The sequence below is a fragment of the Pseudomonas abietaniphila genome, assembly GCF_900100795.1.
Classification (GTDB): domain Bacteria; phylum Pseudomonadota; class Gammaproteobacteria; order Pseudomonadales; family Pseudomonadaceae; genus Aquipseudomonas; species Aquipseudomonas abietaniphila.
Map to the genome: position 1 here is coordinate 329,925 of NZ_FNCO01000002.1, position 15,908 is coordinate 345,832.

Below are 15,908 nucleotides of genomic sequence, written 5' to 3' on the forward strand. Positions count from 1 at the left end.
GTTCACGGCGAGGCTCATCGGGTGGAGAGCGGATCGATGCCCATGATCCGGTTGCCCATCGAGATGCCCCAGTCGACCATCTGCGCGCCTTCGCGCAATTGATCGTGCTGCCACGCGGCGAGCGCTTTGTGCAGATCAGGTTGGTGCTTGAGTGCCTGGGCCAGCGCCACCGCATTGGCCGCCGCCTTGGCCGTACTTCCTGCGGTGTGTGGCCGTGGAAGAAACGCGGCGTCACCTGTCAGCAGCACTCGGTCAAACACCATGCGAGGGACTTTAAGGTCCTGGATCGATTGCACGAAGATGGCCTGGGTGAGGCAGATCAGTTCAAGAAACGCGGGATTGATGCGCCCCTTGGCCAACGCCCGGAAGGCGGCTTCCTGTGCAGGCGCCATGGCACCCGGCGGCACCGAATGCGGGCGGCGCAGGCCAGCGTGGTCCGTCAATGCAGCGTCCAGCTCGGCGCCGGGCGCGGCTTTCAGGTACCAGAGCCAGTTGAACCGGCGTTCGCCAACCCGGGTTGAACCATCCGCGCCGGGGACCATGTACGTCAACATCAGTGACTCCGGGCTTTGCTGAAACACGAAATTTTCGTACAGCGGGGCCCTGGCCTGGTCCGGCAGGTCGCGTTCGTCGACCAGCCCGCGCCACACCAGATACCCCGAATAGTCGGGTTGCACATCCGGCAGCACAAGACTGCGGACCGTGGAGTGGCCGCCGTCGGCGCCAATCAATAGATCGCCTTTTACCTGCTGGCCGCCTTCAAACGTGGCGGTGACTGCGTAGTCGTGCTGCTGAATGTCGATCAGGGTCGCGCCACGGTGGTAATGCTCGCTGGGTAGACCCGACATCAGCGCGGCGTAAAGGCTGTTCCACGACGTCTGGGTTTGCGGCGCCAACTGGTTGTGGCGGATCTTGCCAGCAGCATCCAGAAAGACCCGGTGCCGGGAGCGCACACCCAGCGCATGGGTGTGCTGGATACCGGAAAAATCGAATGCCCTCAACACATCAGGTTGCAGCACGATGCCGCCGCCCCGACTGTCCAGCGCTGCGGGTGAGCGTTCGAACACTTCGACCTGCCAGCCGATCGCGCGCAACGCCGTCGCTGCGAACAACCCGCCCAGTGAGCCCCCGATGATCAACGCTTTGCCCGCAGGCGCGGGTAATTGAAGGGGAGATGAGTCGTTCATGGGGTTGCGCTCCGGGTGCGGTGAATGCCGACACACTAGAGCTGCTGCCGTGTTCGGAGAATCCGCCGCTGACGCAAAAGCGCGTTGCGCTGGGTGCAAGAGCGTCAGCTGGACATCATCTCCTGCATGAACGCAATAAACGCCTTCACCCGCTTCGAGCCACGGTGGTTGGGCAGGTACAGCGCCGAGATTTCGCTTTTGGCGTTGTCCGGGTAGGCCGGGCTGTTTTCGAACAGTTCGACCAGCCGTCCGGCGTCGATGTCCTGATCGATCAACCAGTCGGGGAGCAGGGCGATGCCAGTGCCTGCCAGCGCCAGTTCACGAAGGACTTCGGCGTTGTTGCTTTTGAAGCGGCCGTTGACGGAGACGCGAGTTTCTCCGTCGATCGAGAGAAAGGTCCAGGCTTGCTGGGGATTGCCGAAATTGAAGCGCAGGCAGTCGTGGTTGGAGAGTTCAGCCGGTGTCTGGGGCTCGCCGTGCTGCTCGAGGTAACCGGCGCTGGCGATCACCCGACGCCGAAACGTCCCGACCGGGCGGCTGACCACGCCGTCCATGGGGGCAGCGGAGCCCAGGCGTATCGACAGGTCAACCCGCTCGCTAAACAGGTCAACAATGCTGTCGGTGAGGGTGATGTCCAGTTCCAGGCGAGGGTAGCGACTCATCAGTGCACCCAGCTTCGGTGCGATGATGGTCCGCCCGAAAGCGGTTGGCACCGAGATGCGCAGCGGCCCCGAAGGCTCGTCGTCACTGTCCATCACGGTCGCGTCGGCGTCCGCCACGTCTTCAAGAATCTTGCGTGCGCGCGAGTAGTACGCGGCGCCGGCGTCGGACACCGTGACCTGGCGGGTCGAGCGGTTGAACAGCACGGTTCCCAACTCCGCTTCGAGCGAGTCGATCATGCGCGTCACACTGGACGTCGCCATGCCCAATTGTCGGGCCGCGGCTGAAAAGCCTTTGGCGTCGACGGTTTCCACGAACATCTTCAAGGCGAGCAGCTTGTCCATTGACCTTCCGTCATACCTGCACTCTGTGCGGGCAGTGTAGGCGGTCGGTGTCATGCCGCCAACGTCCTGCCCCTAAGGCCCCAGCTTGGGGAAGATCAGGATCGTGAGGTTGCCTTGCTCGTAGCGTTTGCCGTCGATGGGCAGCCGTTCAACTTCCTGTACTTCCTCGGTGCTGTTTACCCTCATCACCACACCGACCGAGCCAAGCGTGCGCGCCTGCGTCATCCATTGCTGGACCTTGTCGAGGTCGACCTGGCGTTGCGTGGCGTCCGGATAACCAATGCCGTACTTCAATTCCCCGACGATGTTATAGAGATCGACATCCGGCCGGTTCAAACGCCAGGCAAGCGCGGACGCTGCCCCCAGATCATTGCTGAGCAAACGGTCGCTCTGCCGGAGCTCGTCCAGGTGGGTTGCGATGAACTGATCCGGCATTTTGCTGGCGACCATGGAGGCGGGCATGGCGCCAGGCAGCAGCGCGACGAGCACCCCGATACCTACTGCAGGCGCAAGCCACATTTTCAGCGGGCGCATCACTGACAGCCCGTTGCAAATGATCCAGACCAGCAGCACGACGTAGACCAGCGTCAATGCGAACAGGTCCTGGCGTTCGAAGACGGGGCGGGCGATCTGAACATAGATCAGACCCACCATCGCCATCACGGCGAGCAACAGGTTGAGCAGCCCGTTCCATCGGACAGCGCGGCCGTCGTTGTCGCGAATGCGCCCGATGAGTGCGTGACCCGCCAGCATCGCCAACGGCAACAGGCAAGGCATGATGTAGGTCGGCAGTTTGCCGCGGCTGAAGCTGAAAAAGATCAGCGGCACGATCAACCAGAGCAGAAAAAAACCGGTGGCGGGAGTCGCTTTGCCAAGCCACGCGGTGCGCAGCGCAGGGACCAGCATGCCTGCCCAGGGTAGGCTTGAGGCCGCCAGCAACGGCAGGTAAAACCACCACGGCTGGGCATGTTGAGCGTCCTGGGCGGCGAACCGACGAACATGTTCATTCCAGAAGAAAAAATGCCAGAAGTCAGGTTCCTGGGCGTTCACCGTCAGCACCCACGGCAGGCATACGGCCGCTGCGACCAGCACAGCCAGAACACCGCCGCGCACGACGTCGAGGGCGCGCCGCTGCCAGATCATGAACGGGAGTGTGACCAGGACGGGGAGCACGAACGCCAGGAATCCCTTGGTCATGAACCCGATGGCACATGCGGCCCCGACGGTGATCCACGCCAGCCGCCGGTGACGGGATGATGTCGCGTCCAGCGCGAACCAGACGCTTACAAGACTGAGATTGGCCCAGAGCGTGAACTGGGGATCCAGGTTGGTGTACCCCGCCTGGCCGGCGACGAGCCCGAAACTCATGTAGAGCATTGCGCAGACAAAGCTTTTGGCCGAATCGCGCCACAGATGCCGGGCAAGCCGATAGACCAGTATCACGCTGAGCCCGGTGCTGAGCGCCGACGCAATGCGCACACCAAAAAGATTGCTGCCAAACACGGCTTGACCGGCAGCGATCCACCAGTAGCCGGCGACCGGTTTTTCGAAATAGCGCAGGCCCATGAAATGGGGCGCCGCCCAGTGACCGGTGCTAAGCATCTCCTGACTGATCTGGGCGTAGCGCGTTTCATCGGGTATCCACAGGCCATGAAATGTCAGCGGAATCAGATAAAAAAGAATGAACGCGGCGGCCAGCAGGGGTATGCCCCACCTCGCGACGAAATCAATGGTCGAGGTCGACGCAAAACGCTTGTCTGGCAGTACCTTGAAGTTAGCGCTGTTCATGGACGGTTTTCCGGGAGTAAATGACGCGATCCGGGCCACGGAACACAGCAGAGACAGGCTGTGAACCCTGACGCGTGTTGTTCCAGAAAAACGGCTGCATAAACGACATGCTTGAGGCTCCTTGGGCGTCAGGCGAATTGCGCGTCATCAGGGAAGAGATCCGACGTCAGCGATTGATAGTGACGAGCGGCACGATCGGCCAATTGGGCATGTTGGCAATACCGAGCACTTTCATGCTGCCGTCGGGCGAGACCCGTACGAATAGCGAGCTGTCGTATTCGCTCATCGCGGCATGCTTGAAACCGGTCTGTTTTTCAAAGTCGCTGATACAACCGCTGTGGGTGACCAGGATGAGATTGTGCTGCGCCTGTTTGTGCGAGAGCACATCATCGCGCATCGTCTTCCCGCAATCCGCCAGCCATTGTTGGCTGACGGATCGGGCGTCGAACATGAACTGCGCGGTCTGTGCTGTCCGGGTGATGGGGCTGTGCATGATGTCAGTGCTGTCCAGTCCCCATTGTGCATAGGAACGGCCTAGCTGCTGTGACTCCGCGCTGCCGAGCAGGGTGATCCCGTCGGCTGGCCCCAGACACTCATTGCTGGAACGGTCGCAACGCTCGGCGTGCCGTACCAGAACCACCACATCGCCTCGGCGCCAAGATTCCTTCAGGCTGATGACGTCCGGCGACTCTGGATTGCTCATGTCCAGAACCGCTGGCGACACCGGCCAGACAATGAAGCCCGTGGTCATGGTGACCATCAGCGCGATGCCGAGAATGATCCAGCGACGTGAGCTCTTTTTTCCTCGTTTGAACAGCCCGAGCAATCCGATTGAAACGTTGGACATGGGTGTCACCTGATACCTGTTGCAAATGTGAAGACGGGCAGTGCGAGCACACGCTCGCCCCGAGAATGCGATGAGCACCACGTTAAGGATCGGGAGGTGGAGCGGGGGTGAAGGCACTGTGAAAAATTTGCGGGTCACGAAAGTGAAACAAACGGAAAACGCCGCGACGGCATCCGCACTCGATTGCTGAATACGGGCATTCCTTTATGGAATCCATACTATAAAAAACATGAATTTTATTTATGGAGACCGGCCCTCTACCCTAGACGGCCCACACGACAAAGGACCTGACATGAGCGTTCAGCCGCCATCCGCCCCTTCACAACCGTCTGCTGCCGACCCGTCCGTCGCTGAGCGTCACTGGAAGCGCAACCTGACCGTCTGCGTTTTCGGTGCCTTCACCACGATCGTCGCCATGACGCTGTTGCTGCCGTTCCTGCCGCTGTATGTCGAACATCTGGGCGTCAGTGATCCCCCGGCCATCGTGCAATGGTCGGGCGTGGCATTCGGTGCGACATTTCTGTCGGCGGCGCTGACGGCACCGCTCTGGGGGCGCTTGGGCGATCGCTATGGGCGCAAGCTGATGTTGATCCGGGCAAGCCTCGGGATGGCCATCGCGATGTCGTTGATTGGCCTGGCGGAGAACATTTATCAGCTGGTGGGGTTGCGCCTGTTGGCCGGGTTGTTGGGCGGGTACGCGTCGGGCGCGACGATTCTGGTGGCGACGCAGACCCCCAAAGAGCGCTCCGGCTGGGCACTGGGCACGCTGTCGTCGGGGATCATGGCAGGCAATCTCACCGGCCCCTTGATTGGCGGGCTCCTGCCGCCACTGATCGGCATACGCAACACGTTCTTTCTGGCGGGTGGCGTGATCTTCCTGACCTTTCTCGCCACCTTGTTTCTGATGAAGGAAACGCCGCGACCCAGGCGAGCCGCTGGAGCACCCAAGCCGGTGACGGTGCGCCCATGGGACGTGATTCCGGATAAAAAGCCGGTGGTCACGATGTTCGTGGTGGCGTGTCTGGTGATGTTCTCGATCATGTCCATCGAGCCCATCATCACGGTGTACCTGATCCAGTTGCACACCAAGAACGTGACTTTGATGGCGGGTCTGGTGATGTCCGCGACGGCTTTGGCCAGCGTGTTGTCGGCGTCGCGCATCGGCAAGCTGGCGGACCGCATCGGCCATTGGAAGGTGGTGATCGGGTGCCTCAGCGCGGCGGCTGTGCTGCTGATCCCGCAGGCGTTCGTCAGCAACGAATGGCAACTGGTGGTACTGCGCTTTCTCATGGGGATCGCGTTGGGTGGTCTGCTGCCGTGCATCGCCGCGATCATTCGTCACTCGGTCCCGGACATTGTGGCGGGGCGAATGTTGGGTTATTCCACCTCAAGCCAATACGTCGGTCAGGTGCTCGGGCCGCTGACCGGCGGTTACCTGGGCGGCCATTTCGGCATGCCGATTGTGTTCATTGCCACCTGCGTGTTGATGGCGGCGTGTGCGGCAGTGATGCTGGTCATGCGCCCGGTGAGTGTGCGGTGACAACCGTCAGAGCACGTGGGCCTCACCTGCCGTCGACAGCCTGACGGTACTGCCCAGGGGCGGAATATTGATGCCGGGGTTGCGCACGTTCAGCGTGCGATGGGGGATCTGTTCCCCGCCAGCCGTGGTTCTGGCGGCAAGTTCCAGCGTCAGGATGCACGAGCTGCCAGTAAAATCGATGTCCGTCACGCGCCCGACACTGTAGGGCCCCGACTCAGCGGCATCGTGGGTGACGACCGTCAGTTGTTCGGGGCGCAGCAGGATTTGCGCGGCACCTTGTCGGCGCGGTTTGAGCACGGGTACCGAGCCCAGTTCGCAGGTGGCGATATCCCCCTCGACCCACGCAGGCAAGATGATCGCGTCGCCCAGAAACACGGCGGTCTCCTCGTCGACCGGGTGGCGGTACAGCGCCATCGGGGAACCTGCCTGCACCAGCTTGCCTTGACGCATGACCGCCAACTGATCGGCAAATGACAGCGCCTCCGCCTGGTCGTGAGTCACCAGAATCGTGGTGATGCCCGCGTCCGACAACAGTTTGCTGACCGCCTTGCGCATGCTGCTGCGCAGGCCGGTATCGAGCGCCGAAAAGGGTTCGTCGAGGAGCATGATGCCGGGGTTTTGCGCCAGCGCCCTGGCCAGCGCGACACGCTGCTGCTGACCGCCCGACAGTTCGTGTGGCCAGCGTTCGCCCATCGATTCATCGAGCGAGACCATCTCCAGCAACTCGCTGATGCGTCGGTGTCGAAACGCGCGATCACCCGAGAGGCCGAAACCAATGTTCGAGGCCACAGACAGGTGAGGAAACAGCGCGCCATCCTGCGGTACGTAGCCGATGTTGCGCAGGTGCGCCGGCACCGCGCGGGTTTCATCGACCAACCAGTTGCCTTGCAGGGCAATGCGCCCACGGTCCGGGAATTCAAAGCCTGCGATCATCCGCAATAACGTGGTTTTGCCGGACCCCGAAGGGCCGACGATCGCGGTGCGACTGCCTGCAGGAATCGACAGGCTGACGTTGTCCAGCGCCCGGACATTTCCGAAGGATTTATAAAGCGCGTGCAGCTCAAGAGCGTTCATCGGCCCGCCGTACGTTTGGATTGGTGATAGAGAAGGGCGGTCAGCGGTAACGACAGCAGGACCATGATCAGGGCGTATGGAGCGGCGGCCGCATAGTCGATCTCACTGGTCATGGCCCAGAACCCGGTCGCCAGCGTGCGTGTGCCGCTGGGCGAGAGAAGCAGGGTAGCGGTCAGCTCGTTGGTGATGGCCAGAAACACCAGCGCGGCGCCGGCTGCTGCCCCAGGCGCTGCAAGGCGCAAGGTGATCAGCCACAGGGCCTGGGTCGGCGTGCGACCGAGGCTGCGGGCGATGTTCTCCAACTCGACCGGTGCCTGGGCAATGCCGGCGCGCAGGCTGACCAACGCGCGGGGCAGGAACATCAGCAGATACGCCAGCAGTACGGTGATCACGGTCTGATAGATCGGCCGCGCCACCTTGATGGTGATGGTCACCAGCGCCAGCGCGACCACGATGCCCGGTAACGAACTGGTGATGTAGTTGCAGCTTTCCATCAGCCGGTTGAACCGACTTGGCGCGCGGATCGACAGCCAGGCGATGGGGAACGCGGCGGCCGTGATCAGCACCGCACCGACGGACGCCAGCATCAGGGTCTGTTGCACGGCGTCGAGCAACCCGTCCTGCTGCCAGGCCTCGCTGCCTCCGGCGATCAGCCATCTTGCCAACGTAATGAGCGGCACGCCGAGGGCCAGAAGAGACAGGCTCATTGGCAACAGCAGGCACAACACCGTGGCCGTTCTCGACAGCTGCCAGAGCTGCGGTTGGCGTGCACTGCCTGACCCCACGCGGGCATAACGCGCGTTGCCTCGGGCAGCGGATTCCAGCGTCAGCAACAACAGACACAGCAGCGCCAGTACACCGGCAAGCATGTTCGCGGCGGGCCCGTTAAAAGACGACTGGAACTGGTCGAAAATTGCCGTGGTGAACGTGTCGAAACGAATCATCGCAAACAGGCCGTACTCTGCGAGCAGGTGCAATCCGATCAGCAATGAGCCCCCACAGATCGCCAGCCGCAGTTGCGGCAACACGATGCGCAAAAACACCGCCAGCGGTTTGAGGCCCAGCGATTGGCCCACGTCCTCGATGGCGGGATCCAGCCGCCGCAAGGTCGCGGCGATGGGCAGGTAAAGAAAGGGAAAGTACGCCAGCACGGACACGAGCACGGCGCCCGATAACCCATGCATCGAGGGCACCAGACTGACCCACGCGTAGCTGTGGACGAACGCCGGGACAGCAATGGGCGCGGTGGCGAGCAGCGACCACAGCCGACGTCCCGGCAAGTCGCTGCGCTCCGTCAGCCAGGCCACCGCCAGCGACAGCACGATGCACAGCGGCAAGGTGATCAGCACCAGCATCAAGGTATTGAGCAAAAGCTCTGCAACCCGGGGGCGAAACACCAGCTGGACGATGCTGTCCCAGCCACTCTGAATCGCGATGAAAATCACGAAACCCAGGGGCAGCAGCGCCAGCAGCGAGATGACCCAGGAGCTGCCGGTGATCCAGGCGGCGAAATGCCGCCCCTGTTTGCGCCCGCGCGAAGCCGCCGTGGGCGCAGAACCGGTCACGGACGCGTTTGCCGAGGTGGACATACGTTCCAGTTGCACAGTCAGAGCAGTCCCGCCTGGGTCATCAAGTCCACGACCTTTTTACTGTCCAGTTTCGACGCGTCAACCACCGGCGCATCGAGTTCGGCCAGTGGCGTCAGCTGTGCATTGGAGGCCGCGCCCTGGCCGACGGCGTACTCGAAGGATTTGCCATCCTTGAGCACCGCCTGACCTTCCTTGCCGGTGATCCATTTGATGAACGCCTGCGCCTGCTCCTGGTGCTTGCTGGAGGCCAGCACACCGCCACCGGAAATGCTCACGAAGGCGCCCGGGTCCTTGTGCTTGAAGTAATGCAGGGAGGTGTTCTTGCTGTTTTCGCCGGTCTTGGACTGATCGACGAAGCTGTAGTAGTGAAAAATCACGCCGCTGTCGACCTGACCGGCGTTGACCGCCTTGAGCACAGCGCTGTTGCCACGATAAGCCGTGAAATTGGCTTTCATGCCTATGAGCCATTGCAGCGTTGTCGCTTCGCCTTTCAGCGCCAGCATGCCACCGACGATGGCCTGGAAGTCAGCGCCGGCGGGCGACGCAGCCCAGCGACCTTTCCAGCTTGGGTCAGCCAGATCCAGGATCGACTTGGGCAGTTGGTCCTGGGTCAGTTTGTCCTTGTTGTAAACGAACACCGTCGAGCGCGCCGCGATGCCGACCCAGTTGCCATGGGCCGGGCGGTAAGCCGAGGCGACTTGTGACAGGGTCGTCGGTGCGATCGGAGCGAACAGACCGGCGCCGTCGACAAGCACCATGGAAGGGGAGTTTTCAGTCAGGAAGACGTCTGCCGGGGACGCCTTACCCTCCTGAACGATCTGGTTCGCCATCTCGGTGTCATCGCCATTGCGCAACGTGACCTTGATGCCTGTCTCTTTCGTGAACCCCTCGACCCAGGCTTTGGTCAGCCCTTCGTGCTGGGCGTTGTACACGACCAGGCCGTCATCGGCCCAGGCGCCGGCGCTGGAACACGTCATGGCGGCGAGCAGGGCAGCTTTGAAAAAGGTGGGTCTGTGAAGTGTCATTGTCAGGGTTCCCTGGGAGGGTGGTAGAGATGGGCAGATCCGTGCAGGCGTCCAGCAAGCAGTGTAGAGCCAATCCTCTCAATGCGAATCATTAGCGCATGAGAGGGAGTGGCAAATTAATGTTGGGGATGAGAAAAAATCGTCAAAACGGTGTGTATGTCTCGTCAATTGACGAGGCTGGCAGCACCGTCTCTGCGCCCTCGTCTGAAAGGACCTGTCCGGTTTGCACGACGCCTGCCGGTTTCGGGAGGCATCAGCGCTACGGGTTCCACCTCAACAGCTGCTCCTTGAACGCATAACTGGCCGTTTGGTAGTAAGTAATCGCACGTACCATCAGGGGGTCGTCCAGCTCTGCGGTCCGTTCGACACTCTGCCCCTTGGCGTCGTCATGACGGCGCAAGCCCTTGCGCGGGCTGAGGATGGCCATGTCCCTGCCGTCGAAGAGCCCAAGGTGTTGGTAGTTGCCTACCAGAACACGGGGTTCGAGAGCGTGATCGCGAAACAGGTCGCGCCCGTAGAACGTCGAGGTGTACTTCAGATTGAGCAAGCCAAGCAGGGTGGGCGCCAGATCGATCTGGCTGGCCAGATCCGTCCACTCGGCTGCGTTGATCAGTTTGGGGGCATAGATGAACAACGGAATGTGGTAATTGCTGATCGGCAGGTCTTCCTTGCCTGCGCTGCCCGCCGTGTGGTCGGCGACGAAGACGAACAGCGTGTTATCGAACCAGGGCTTGTGACGCGCTTGTGCGAGAAATTCACCGATGGCGTAGTCGGTGTACTTGATCGCGCCGTCGCGTCCGTTGCCCGACGGGATATCGATCCTGCCATCCGGATAGGTGTAGGGGCGGTGGTTTGAGGTCGTCAGCAGCTGAAGAAAGAAGGGTGTGTGCTTCGCGAAGCCCTCATCGGCCAGGTTCAGGGCCTGACGGTAGAGGTCCTCATCGGCCATTCCCCAGGCATTTTTGAAGGAGATGTCTGATTCCTCGACGCTACTCTGATCGACGACTCGATAGCCATTGCCCGAGAAAAACGCGTTCATGTTATCGAAATAGCCGCGCCCGCCATACACGAACACGCTGTCATAACCGGCCTTTGACAGTTGCTGCCCCAGGCTGGCAAAGCCGCTCTCACGACCGGTGCGCTTGACGATAGACCGTCCTGGTGTGGGTGGAATCGACAGCGTTATCGCCTCCAGCCCCCGATCCGTCCGGGTGCCCGTGGCGTAGAAATTGTTGAAATACAGGCTGTGTTTGCGCAGGTCGTCCAGATTGGGGGTCAGATTGCGAGGGTCGCCATTGCTGCCCATGTATTTGGCGCTGAAGCTTTCAAGTGTCACCAGCACAATGTTAGGGGTGCGTGCTGTCCCGGTATTGTCGATGGTTCGCCGATTGTCCAGCGGGTCCTGGCCTACGAAAACGGCCCTGGTTGTCGCCAGCTCCTTGCGCAGCTGCTGGCTGGCATCGGCAGCCGGAAGCGTCCCGTAGAACGTCGGGTAGTCGAGCTCGTTGTTCCGGAACGCCGCGAAGAACTGATAAGGACCATTGCTGGCCAGTTCACGTTGGTAAGCGTTGCCGCCCTGACCGCGAGGCGTGTCCTGATCGATGAGGAACAGGCTGGTCGCGGCGAGTGCAAGGCTGGCCAGACTCAAGGCGACACGCTGGCGGGGGCTTGGCAGCGGGGCGTCCACGCTGCGGCGCACCCGGCGTGACAATGCAAGGCTCAGGCCGATGGCCAGGACGGCCAGTACGCTCAGCAGGGTACCAATCGGGTATGACTCGAGGATGTTGTTGAGGACTTCGTCCGAATAGACCAGGTAGTCCACCGCGATGAAGTTGAAACGCGCACCGAACTCATCCCAGAACAGCCACTCCGCCACGGCGGTAAACAGCATGACGAACACGCTGAATACCATCAGGCCTTGCATCAGCCAGCGGTGTGCTCGGGTTCGCCACAGCCGGGCAGGGCAGACCAGCAGATACAACGTCAGTGGCAGGATGGCGTAAAACAGAAACGCAAGGTCGTACAGCATGCCTATGGCGAGGGTCTGCAGTGTCACACCTTGTGCCTCGTCCATGTGCGTCAGCCACAGCAGGCCGCGGGTTATCGCAAAGATGGCAAACCAAAGGCAGGAGAGCAGGGCGATAAAACGAATGGGCGCGCAGCGCAAGATGTGCATGTGACATTCCTTTGTTGTTCCTTCTTTCCTCAACCCACCCAACGAGGGGATGAACGCATTGGACGATCCGAAGGCAGCGAGGGTAGTCCAGGCCTTTTGACCTTGATGGTTTCTGGCGTGGATGGCCGCGGTGAGCGGCGAAGGCGCGCATAGTGACACTTACGCGCGAGCGCTGGCGTGCCCGGAAATATTTCGTATTAGTTGCGTGAGCCAGACTTAATCAGGCGGTTTGTTTAAAACCCTGGTTGCGTATTCGCACTTGGAAAGTGTGTGAAAAAAAAGTTATCCGGAGGTGAAAAATGTGTCGAAAGAGCGTTGGTGGTTTTAAACGTTCGGGGTGCGCTGCCCGCGTTAATCGTTATGTTGAGTACAACGTGGGCCAATTAACGAAACCATGACATGACGCCCCCGATAATGTGCGCCGACTGGCAGTAGTGCGAGCGACGGCACGGATATGTACGAAAACTGATGGATATCAAACACAGCCTCAAGCAACGAATCGTGATTGTCTTTGCCCTGATGAGCGCATTAGTGGCGGGCGTATTTGCGCTCGGCATTATCGCGACTGTGCACATTGTAGAGACCCGACTCACCACCATCAGCCTGGGCGGCAACCTGCATCGTTTGCTGACGCAAGACCGCATCGAGGATTGGCGTCATCGTCCGGATAAAGACGAGTTGTTCTATGCCGAAGACGGGATTGGCGACGTGGCGATGAGCGATGACCTGAAAGGCTTGAGGCCGGGTTTTCAGGAATTCTTTCGGGGCAAGAAAGCCTATTACGCCATGGTCGAATCGGTGGGTGAGCGACGCTACGTTTTGCTCCGCGACCAGCGCAAATTCGAGAAGCGCGAACGCATTCTGTTCGCCGTGGTGCTGGTGGGGTTCATCCTCAGTGTCATGCTCGCGGTGCTGCTCGGACGCCTGCTCGCTTCGCGGGTCATGGCGCCGGTGTCGCGGCTGGCCGGACAGGTCCGGCACCGGGATCAGCTCCTCGAACTGGCACCGACCCTGGCCGACGATTACGCACGGGACGAAGTGGGCGCGCTGGCGAAATCCTTTGACGAAACGCTCGGCCGACTGCGTGCTGCGCTGGGCCGTGAAAAACTGTTCACCAGTGACGTCAGTCATGAATTGCGCACGCCCCTGATGGTGCTCGCCACCTCCTGCGAGCTGTTGCTGGAATACCCCGGCCTTGATGACCGTTCGCGCACGCAGGTGCAGCGCATCAGCAAGGCGACTTCAGGCATGAACCAGTTGGTCGAAACATTCCTGCTGCTGGCACGTACCGAAGGCAAGCGCGCACCCGAAGGGCAGCGTTCAAGCGTTCCCCGGATGGCCGAAGAGTTGATCGAGGTCTGGCGCCAACCCATCGAGGAAAAGGGACTGGAGTTGATCTATGTTGACGCATCGCAGGGCGCTGAGTGTGGTCAGTACAATGCACCGCTGCTGCGGTCTGTCATGGGTAACCTGTTGCGCAACGCCTGGCATTACACCGATCAGGGCTTCATCCGCCTGACCTTGACCGATCAGGGGTTCAGCGTCGAGGACAGCGGTATCGGCATTCCGCAAGAGAAGCAGCTGGCGATGTTTCAGCCGTTCGTGCGGGGTGACGAGCAGCGTGGGGAAGGGCTGGGATTGGGTTTGTCACTGGTCCAGCGGATATGCGTCAATCAGCACTGGACCGTGACATTGACCAGCCGGGAGCCGGCCGGGTGTTGCTTTACCGTTGCGCTGGGGACACCACAGTCGTTGTCGGTGTAGCGTTCAGCGTTCGCTCTGGCTGCAACGCCACCGACGGATCCAGCCGGGCCCGGCCATAGAACACCATTGCCGTGAAGAACATCGAGAACCATACGATGATGCCTGCCCATGGCGTGTGCGACATGAAGTGCCAGCCCTGAAACACGCGCGTTGTTCCGTAAACGGTCCCCAGGATCAGCGAGAACGCCAGCACTTTGCGGGCATGGCGCCAACGGTAACGGCGTGCTACGAAGAATAACGCCATCATCGTGAAGCCGCCCGAGGCATGCCCACCCGGCCAGCAGCGGCCTTTACCGGCATCGTGCAGCAGGTTGAAGTTCTCGTACCACTCTTTCTGCTGCTCGGTCCCGCCATACAAGGTGGTTTCCACTGGACAGTAGATGCTGGTGTGACTTTTGAAATAGTGGATCGCGCCCGTCGTGATGGAGAACGACAACACCACGAATAACAGGTCGCGACGGTGGCGGGTCAGAAAACGCAACGCGGGCGCGATGCGGACCTTCTCCAGCCAGGCCATCATCCGAGCGTGCTTCTCTGCCCTAAAGCGCGGCCAGAGAAACGAAAGAAGCGCTCCGATGATGGCCGCTTCGCCCGTCCAGTTCGGGATTATCCTGGCCCACTTGTGAGTAATGGTCTCGAACAGTTTGCTGTGCTGCAGCGGGAAAGCGTGCGTGCTGGTGTTGTATATCCAGTCGCTGAACCTGACGTCGAGCCCCGTCAGATCGAAACTGACAAACAGCACCAGCGCGAGGAACAGGGGAATACCCACATGATTGAAGTAGAAGCGGTTTCTGCTGTTTTGCACGGTCACAGGTTCCGATGGGCTGTTGGACGAGAGGGTAGAGCTCGACGGGTCAAGGGCGCTTGGCAAGGACCTTCCCCCAGTCTTGTGCGTCGATAAACCCCAGCACGCGGGCTGCGTGCGTATCAGGGTCAATGGAGACGATCAGCGATGAGCCATACCCGATGGACGACGGGGCTGGAGTGTTCAGGGATTGCTCGAGCGCAGCGACGCATTCGCTGTGGGTCACAAGCACCATATTGCGATGATCGAGTTTGTGCTTCAGCACATCCTCTAGCATCGTTTTGCGGCAATTGATCAACCAGTCCTCGCCCGTGCTCGTGCGGTTGAATGCGTAGGCCGAGGTTTGTTCGGTGCGTCGCAATGGACTGTTGTAAACGTCTACCTGGCTCAATCCCAGGTTCTTGAACGCCATGCCGACCTGCTGCGCCATCTGCCGGCCTTTGACGGTAATGCCGTCGGCCTCATCCAGGCAGGGATTGGAGGAATGGTCGCAACGCTCAGCGTGGCGCATAAGCACCACCAGATCACCCCTGTCCCACAACGAGAAGAGATTGGCCTTGCGTGCATGATTTCCCTCGGCCAGGTCAGCGATGGCGGCCGGGCGCAGCGCAACGGCGCAGACGGCCGCCATGAGCACAATGCCCAGCGCCAACAGACCCACGCGTGCGGATTTTCCTAGCGCGTGATAACGCGCGTTCAGTTCATCCAAAGCGTGGCTTACGTTCGAGTTCATGAAGGGATCTTTTGCCGATCAAGCGTGAATGACGGGGCACATCGATTCGTCGGTGGATACGTTACGACCACCCAGCGGCACGCGCCGAGACATCGATGAGTTCTGGTCGCGAGGGTAAGGGGACGGGAGTCAACAGCGAGTGAAGTGCATGTGAAAACTGCTTTCACATTTGTACGAGGGGTTCATGTCAATGTGGGCGGATACAGGTGTCGTTCAGTGCGGCTCATCAATAATGGCCGGCAGGTGATGTGCCACTTCAGTGAAACGGGTGGCGGGAGGAACATTGCACTCGCGCAGAATCCTTACTCACGGGTTATATCTTCGCAATTGATCTGGACTGACGTTCACACACTTGATCGGGAATGAGGCGGCCATT

General features: G+C 60.6%; 12 protein-coding genes. 2 read left to right on the forward strand and 10 right to left on the reverse strand.

Features of this window, described 5'->3' with window-relative positions:
• Window positions 1–14: 14 nt before the first annotated feature.
• From BLS87_RS04925 to pmrG (BLS87_RS04940), 4 genes are all read right to left on the reverse strand, one after another.
• Window positions 15–1,187 (reverse strand): FAD binding domain-containing protein, encoded by a 1,173-nt coding sequence (locus BLS87_RS04925; protein WP_074750656.1) that lies wholly within the window; start codon window positions 1,185–1,187, stop codon window positions 15–17.
• 104 nt (window positions 1,188–1,291) lie between these two features.
• Window positions 1,292–2,191, reverse strand: a complete 900-nt coding sequence (locus BLS87_RS04930; protein ID WP_074750659.1) for a LysR family transcriptional regulator — start codon at window positions 2,189–2,191, stop codon at window positions 1,292–1,294.
• Between the two features lie 72 nt (window positions 2,192–2,263).
• Window positions 2,264–3,979 carry a lipid IV(A) 4-amino-4-deoxy-L-arabinosyltransferase gene (gene arnT, locus BLS87_RS04935; protein ID WP_083370602.1) on the reverse strand — a complete coding sequence of 572 codons (1,716 nt, stop codon included), beginning with the start codon at window positions 3,977–3,979 and terminating at the stop codon, window positions 2,264–2,266.
• 166 nt (window positions 3,980–4,145) lie between these two features.
• Window positions 4,146–4,826, reverse strand: coding sequence for a lipopolysaccharide core heptose(II)-phosphate phosphatase PmrG (gene pmrG, locus BLS87_RS04940; RefSeq protein WP_143024297.1), 681 nt, complete (start codon window positions 4,824–4,826; stop codon window positions 4,146–4,148).
• 292 nt (window positions 4,827–5,118) lie between these two features.
• Between pmrG (BLS87_RS04940) and BLS87_RS04945 the strand changes: the two genes are divergently transcribed.
• Entirely contained in the window at window positions 5,119–6,366 is a 1,248-nt protein-coding gene (locus BLS87_RS04945; protein WP_074750661.1) for an MFS transporter, read from the forward strand.
• A 6-nt stretch (window positions 6,367–6,372) separates the two neighbouring features.
• Here the strand turns inward: BLS87_RS04945 and BLS87_RS04950 are convergent, their stop codons facing one another.
• From BLS87_RS04950 to BLS87_RS04965, 4 genes are all read right to left on the reverse strand, one after another.
• A complete protein-coding gene (locus BLS87_RS04950; RefSeq protein WP_074750662.1) occupies window positions 6,373–7,440 on the reverse strand; it encodes an ABC transporter ATP-binding protein in 1,068 nt (355 codons plus the stop codon).
• Window positions 7,437–9,029 carry an ABC transporter permease gene (locus BLS87_RS04955; RefSeq protein ID WP_083370603.1) on the reverse strand — a complete coding sequence of 531 codons (1,593 nt, stop codon included), beginning with the start codon at window positions 9,027–9,029 and terminating at the stop codon, window positions 7,437–7,439. The genes BLS87_RS04950 and BLS87_RS04955 overlap by 4 nt, the downstream gene beginning before the upstream one ends.
• Before the next feature lie 17 nt (window positions 9,030–9,046).
• Window positions 9,047–10,054 (reverse strand): iron ABC transporter substrate-binding protein, encoded by a 1,008-nt coding sequence (locus BLS87_RS04960; protein WP_074750664.1) that lies wholly within the window; start codon window positions 10,052–10,054, stop codon window positions 9,047–9,049.
• 259 nt (window positions 10,055–10,313) lie between these two features.
• Window positions 10,314–12,230: an LTA synthase family protein gene (locus BLS87_RS04965; protein ID WP_074750666.1), complete on the reverse strand. Its 1,917-nt coding sequence runs from the start codon at window positions 12,228–12,230 to the stop codon at window positions 10,314–10,316.
• A 468-nt stretch (window positions 12,231–12,698) separates the two neighbouring features.
• Between BLS87_RS04965 and BLS87_RS04970 the strand changes: the two genes are divergently transcribed.
• Window positions 12,699–13,994 carry a sensor histidine kinase gene (locus BLS87_RS04970; RefSeq protein ID WP_074750668.1) on the forward strand — a complete coding sequence of 432 codons (1,296 nt, stop codon included), beginning with the start codon at window positions 12,699–12,701 and terminating at the stop codon, window positions 13,992–13,994.
• Here the strand turns inward: BLS87_RS04970 and BLS87_RS04975 are convergent.
• Entirely contained in the window at window positions 13,954–14,799 is an 846-nt protein-coding gene (locus tag BLS87_RS04975) for a phosphatase PAP2 family protein (protein ID WP_074750670.1), read from the reverse strand. The genes BLS87_RS04970 and BLS87_RS04975 overlap by 41 nt on opposite strands.
• A 49-nt stretch (window positions 14,800–14,848) precedes the next feature.
• Window positions 14,849–15,532: a lipopolysaccharide core heptose(II)-phosphate phosphatase PmrG gene (pmrG, locus tag BLS87_RS04980; protein ID WP_074750671.1), complete on the reverse strand. Its 684-nt coding sequence runs from the start codon at window positions 15,530–15,532 to the stop codon at window positions 14,849–14,851.
• Between the last annotated feature and the right edge of the window lie 376 nt (window positions 15,533–15,908).

Coding starts and splice junctions, on each gene's coding strand:
- BLS87_RS04925 (WP_074750656.1), bottom strand. CDS start 1,187: ATGAACGACTCATCTCCCCTTCAATTACCCGCGCCTGCGGGCAAAGCG.
- BLS87_RS04930 (WP_074750659.1), bottom strand. CDS start 2,191: ATGGACAAGCTGCTCGCCTTGAAGATGTTCGTGGAAACCGTCGACGCC.
- arnT (WP_083370602.1), bottom strand. CDS start 3,979: ATGAACAGCGCTAACTTCAAGGTACTGCCAGACAAGCGTTTTGCGTCG.
- pmrG (WP_143024297.1), bottom strand. CDS start 4,826: ATGTCCAACGTTTCAATCGGATTGCTCGGGCTGTTCAAACGAGGAAAA.
- BLS87_RS04945 (WP_074750661.1), top strand. CDS start 5,119: ATGAGCGTTCAGCCGCCATCCGCCCCTTCACAACCGTCTGCTGCCGAC.
- BLS87_RS04950 (WP_074750662.1), bottom strand. CDS start 7,440: ATGAACGCTCTTGAGCTGCACGCGCTTTATAAATCCTTCGGAAATGTC.
- BLS87_RS04955 (WP_083370603.1), bottom strand. CDS start 9,029: ATGTCCACCTCGGCAAACGCGTCCGTGACCGGTTCTGCGCCCACGGCG.
- BLS87_RS04960 (WP_074750664.1), bottom strand. CDS start 10,054: ATGACACTTCACAGACCCACCTTTTTCAAAGCTGCCCTGCTCGCCGCC.
- BLS87_RS04965 (WP_074750666.1), bottom strand. CDS start 12,230: ATGCACATCTTGCGCTGCGCGCCCATTCGTTTTATCGCCCTGCTCTCC.
- BLS87_RS04970 (WP_074750668.1), top strand. CDS start 12,699: ATGGATATCAAACACAGCCTCAAGCAACGAATCGTGATTGTCTTTGCC.
- pmrG (WP_074750671.1), bottom strand. CDS start 15,532: ATGAACTCGAACGTAAGCCACGCTTTGGATGAACTGAACGCGCGTTAT.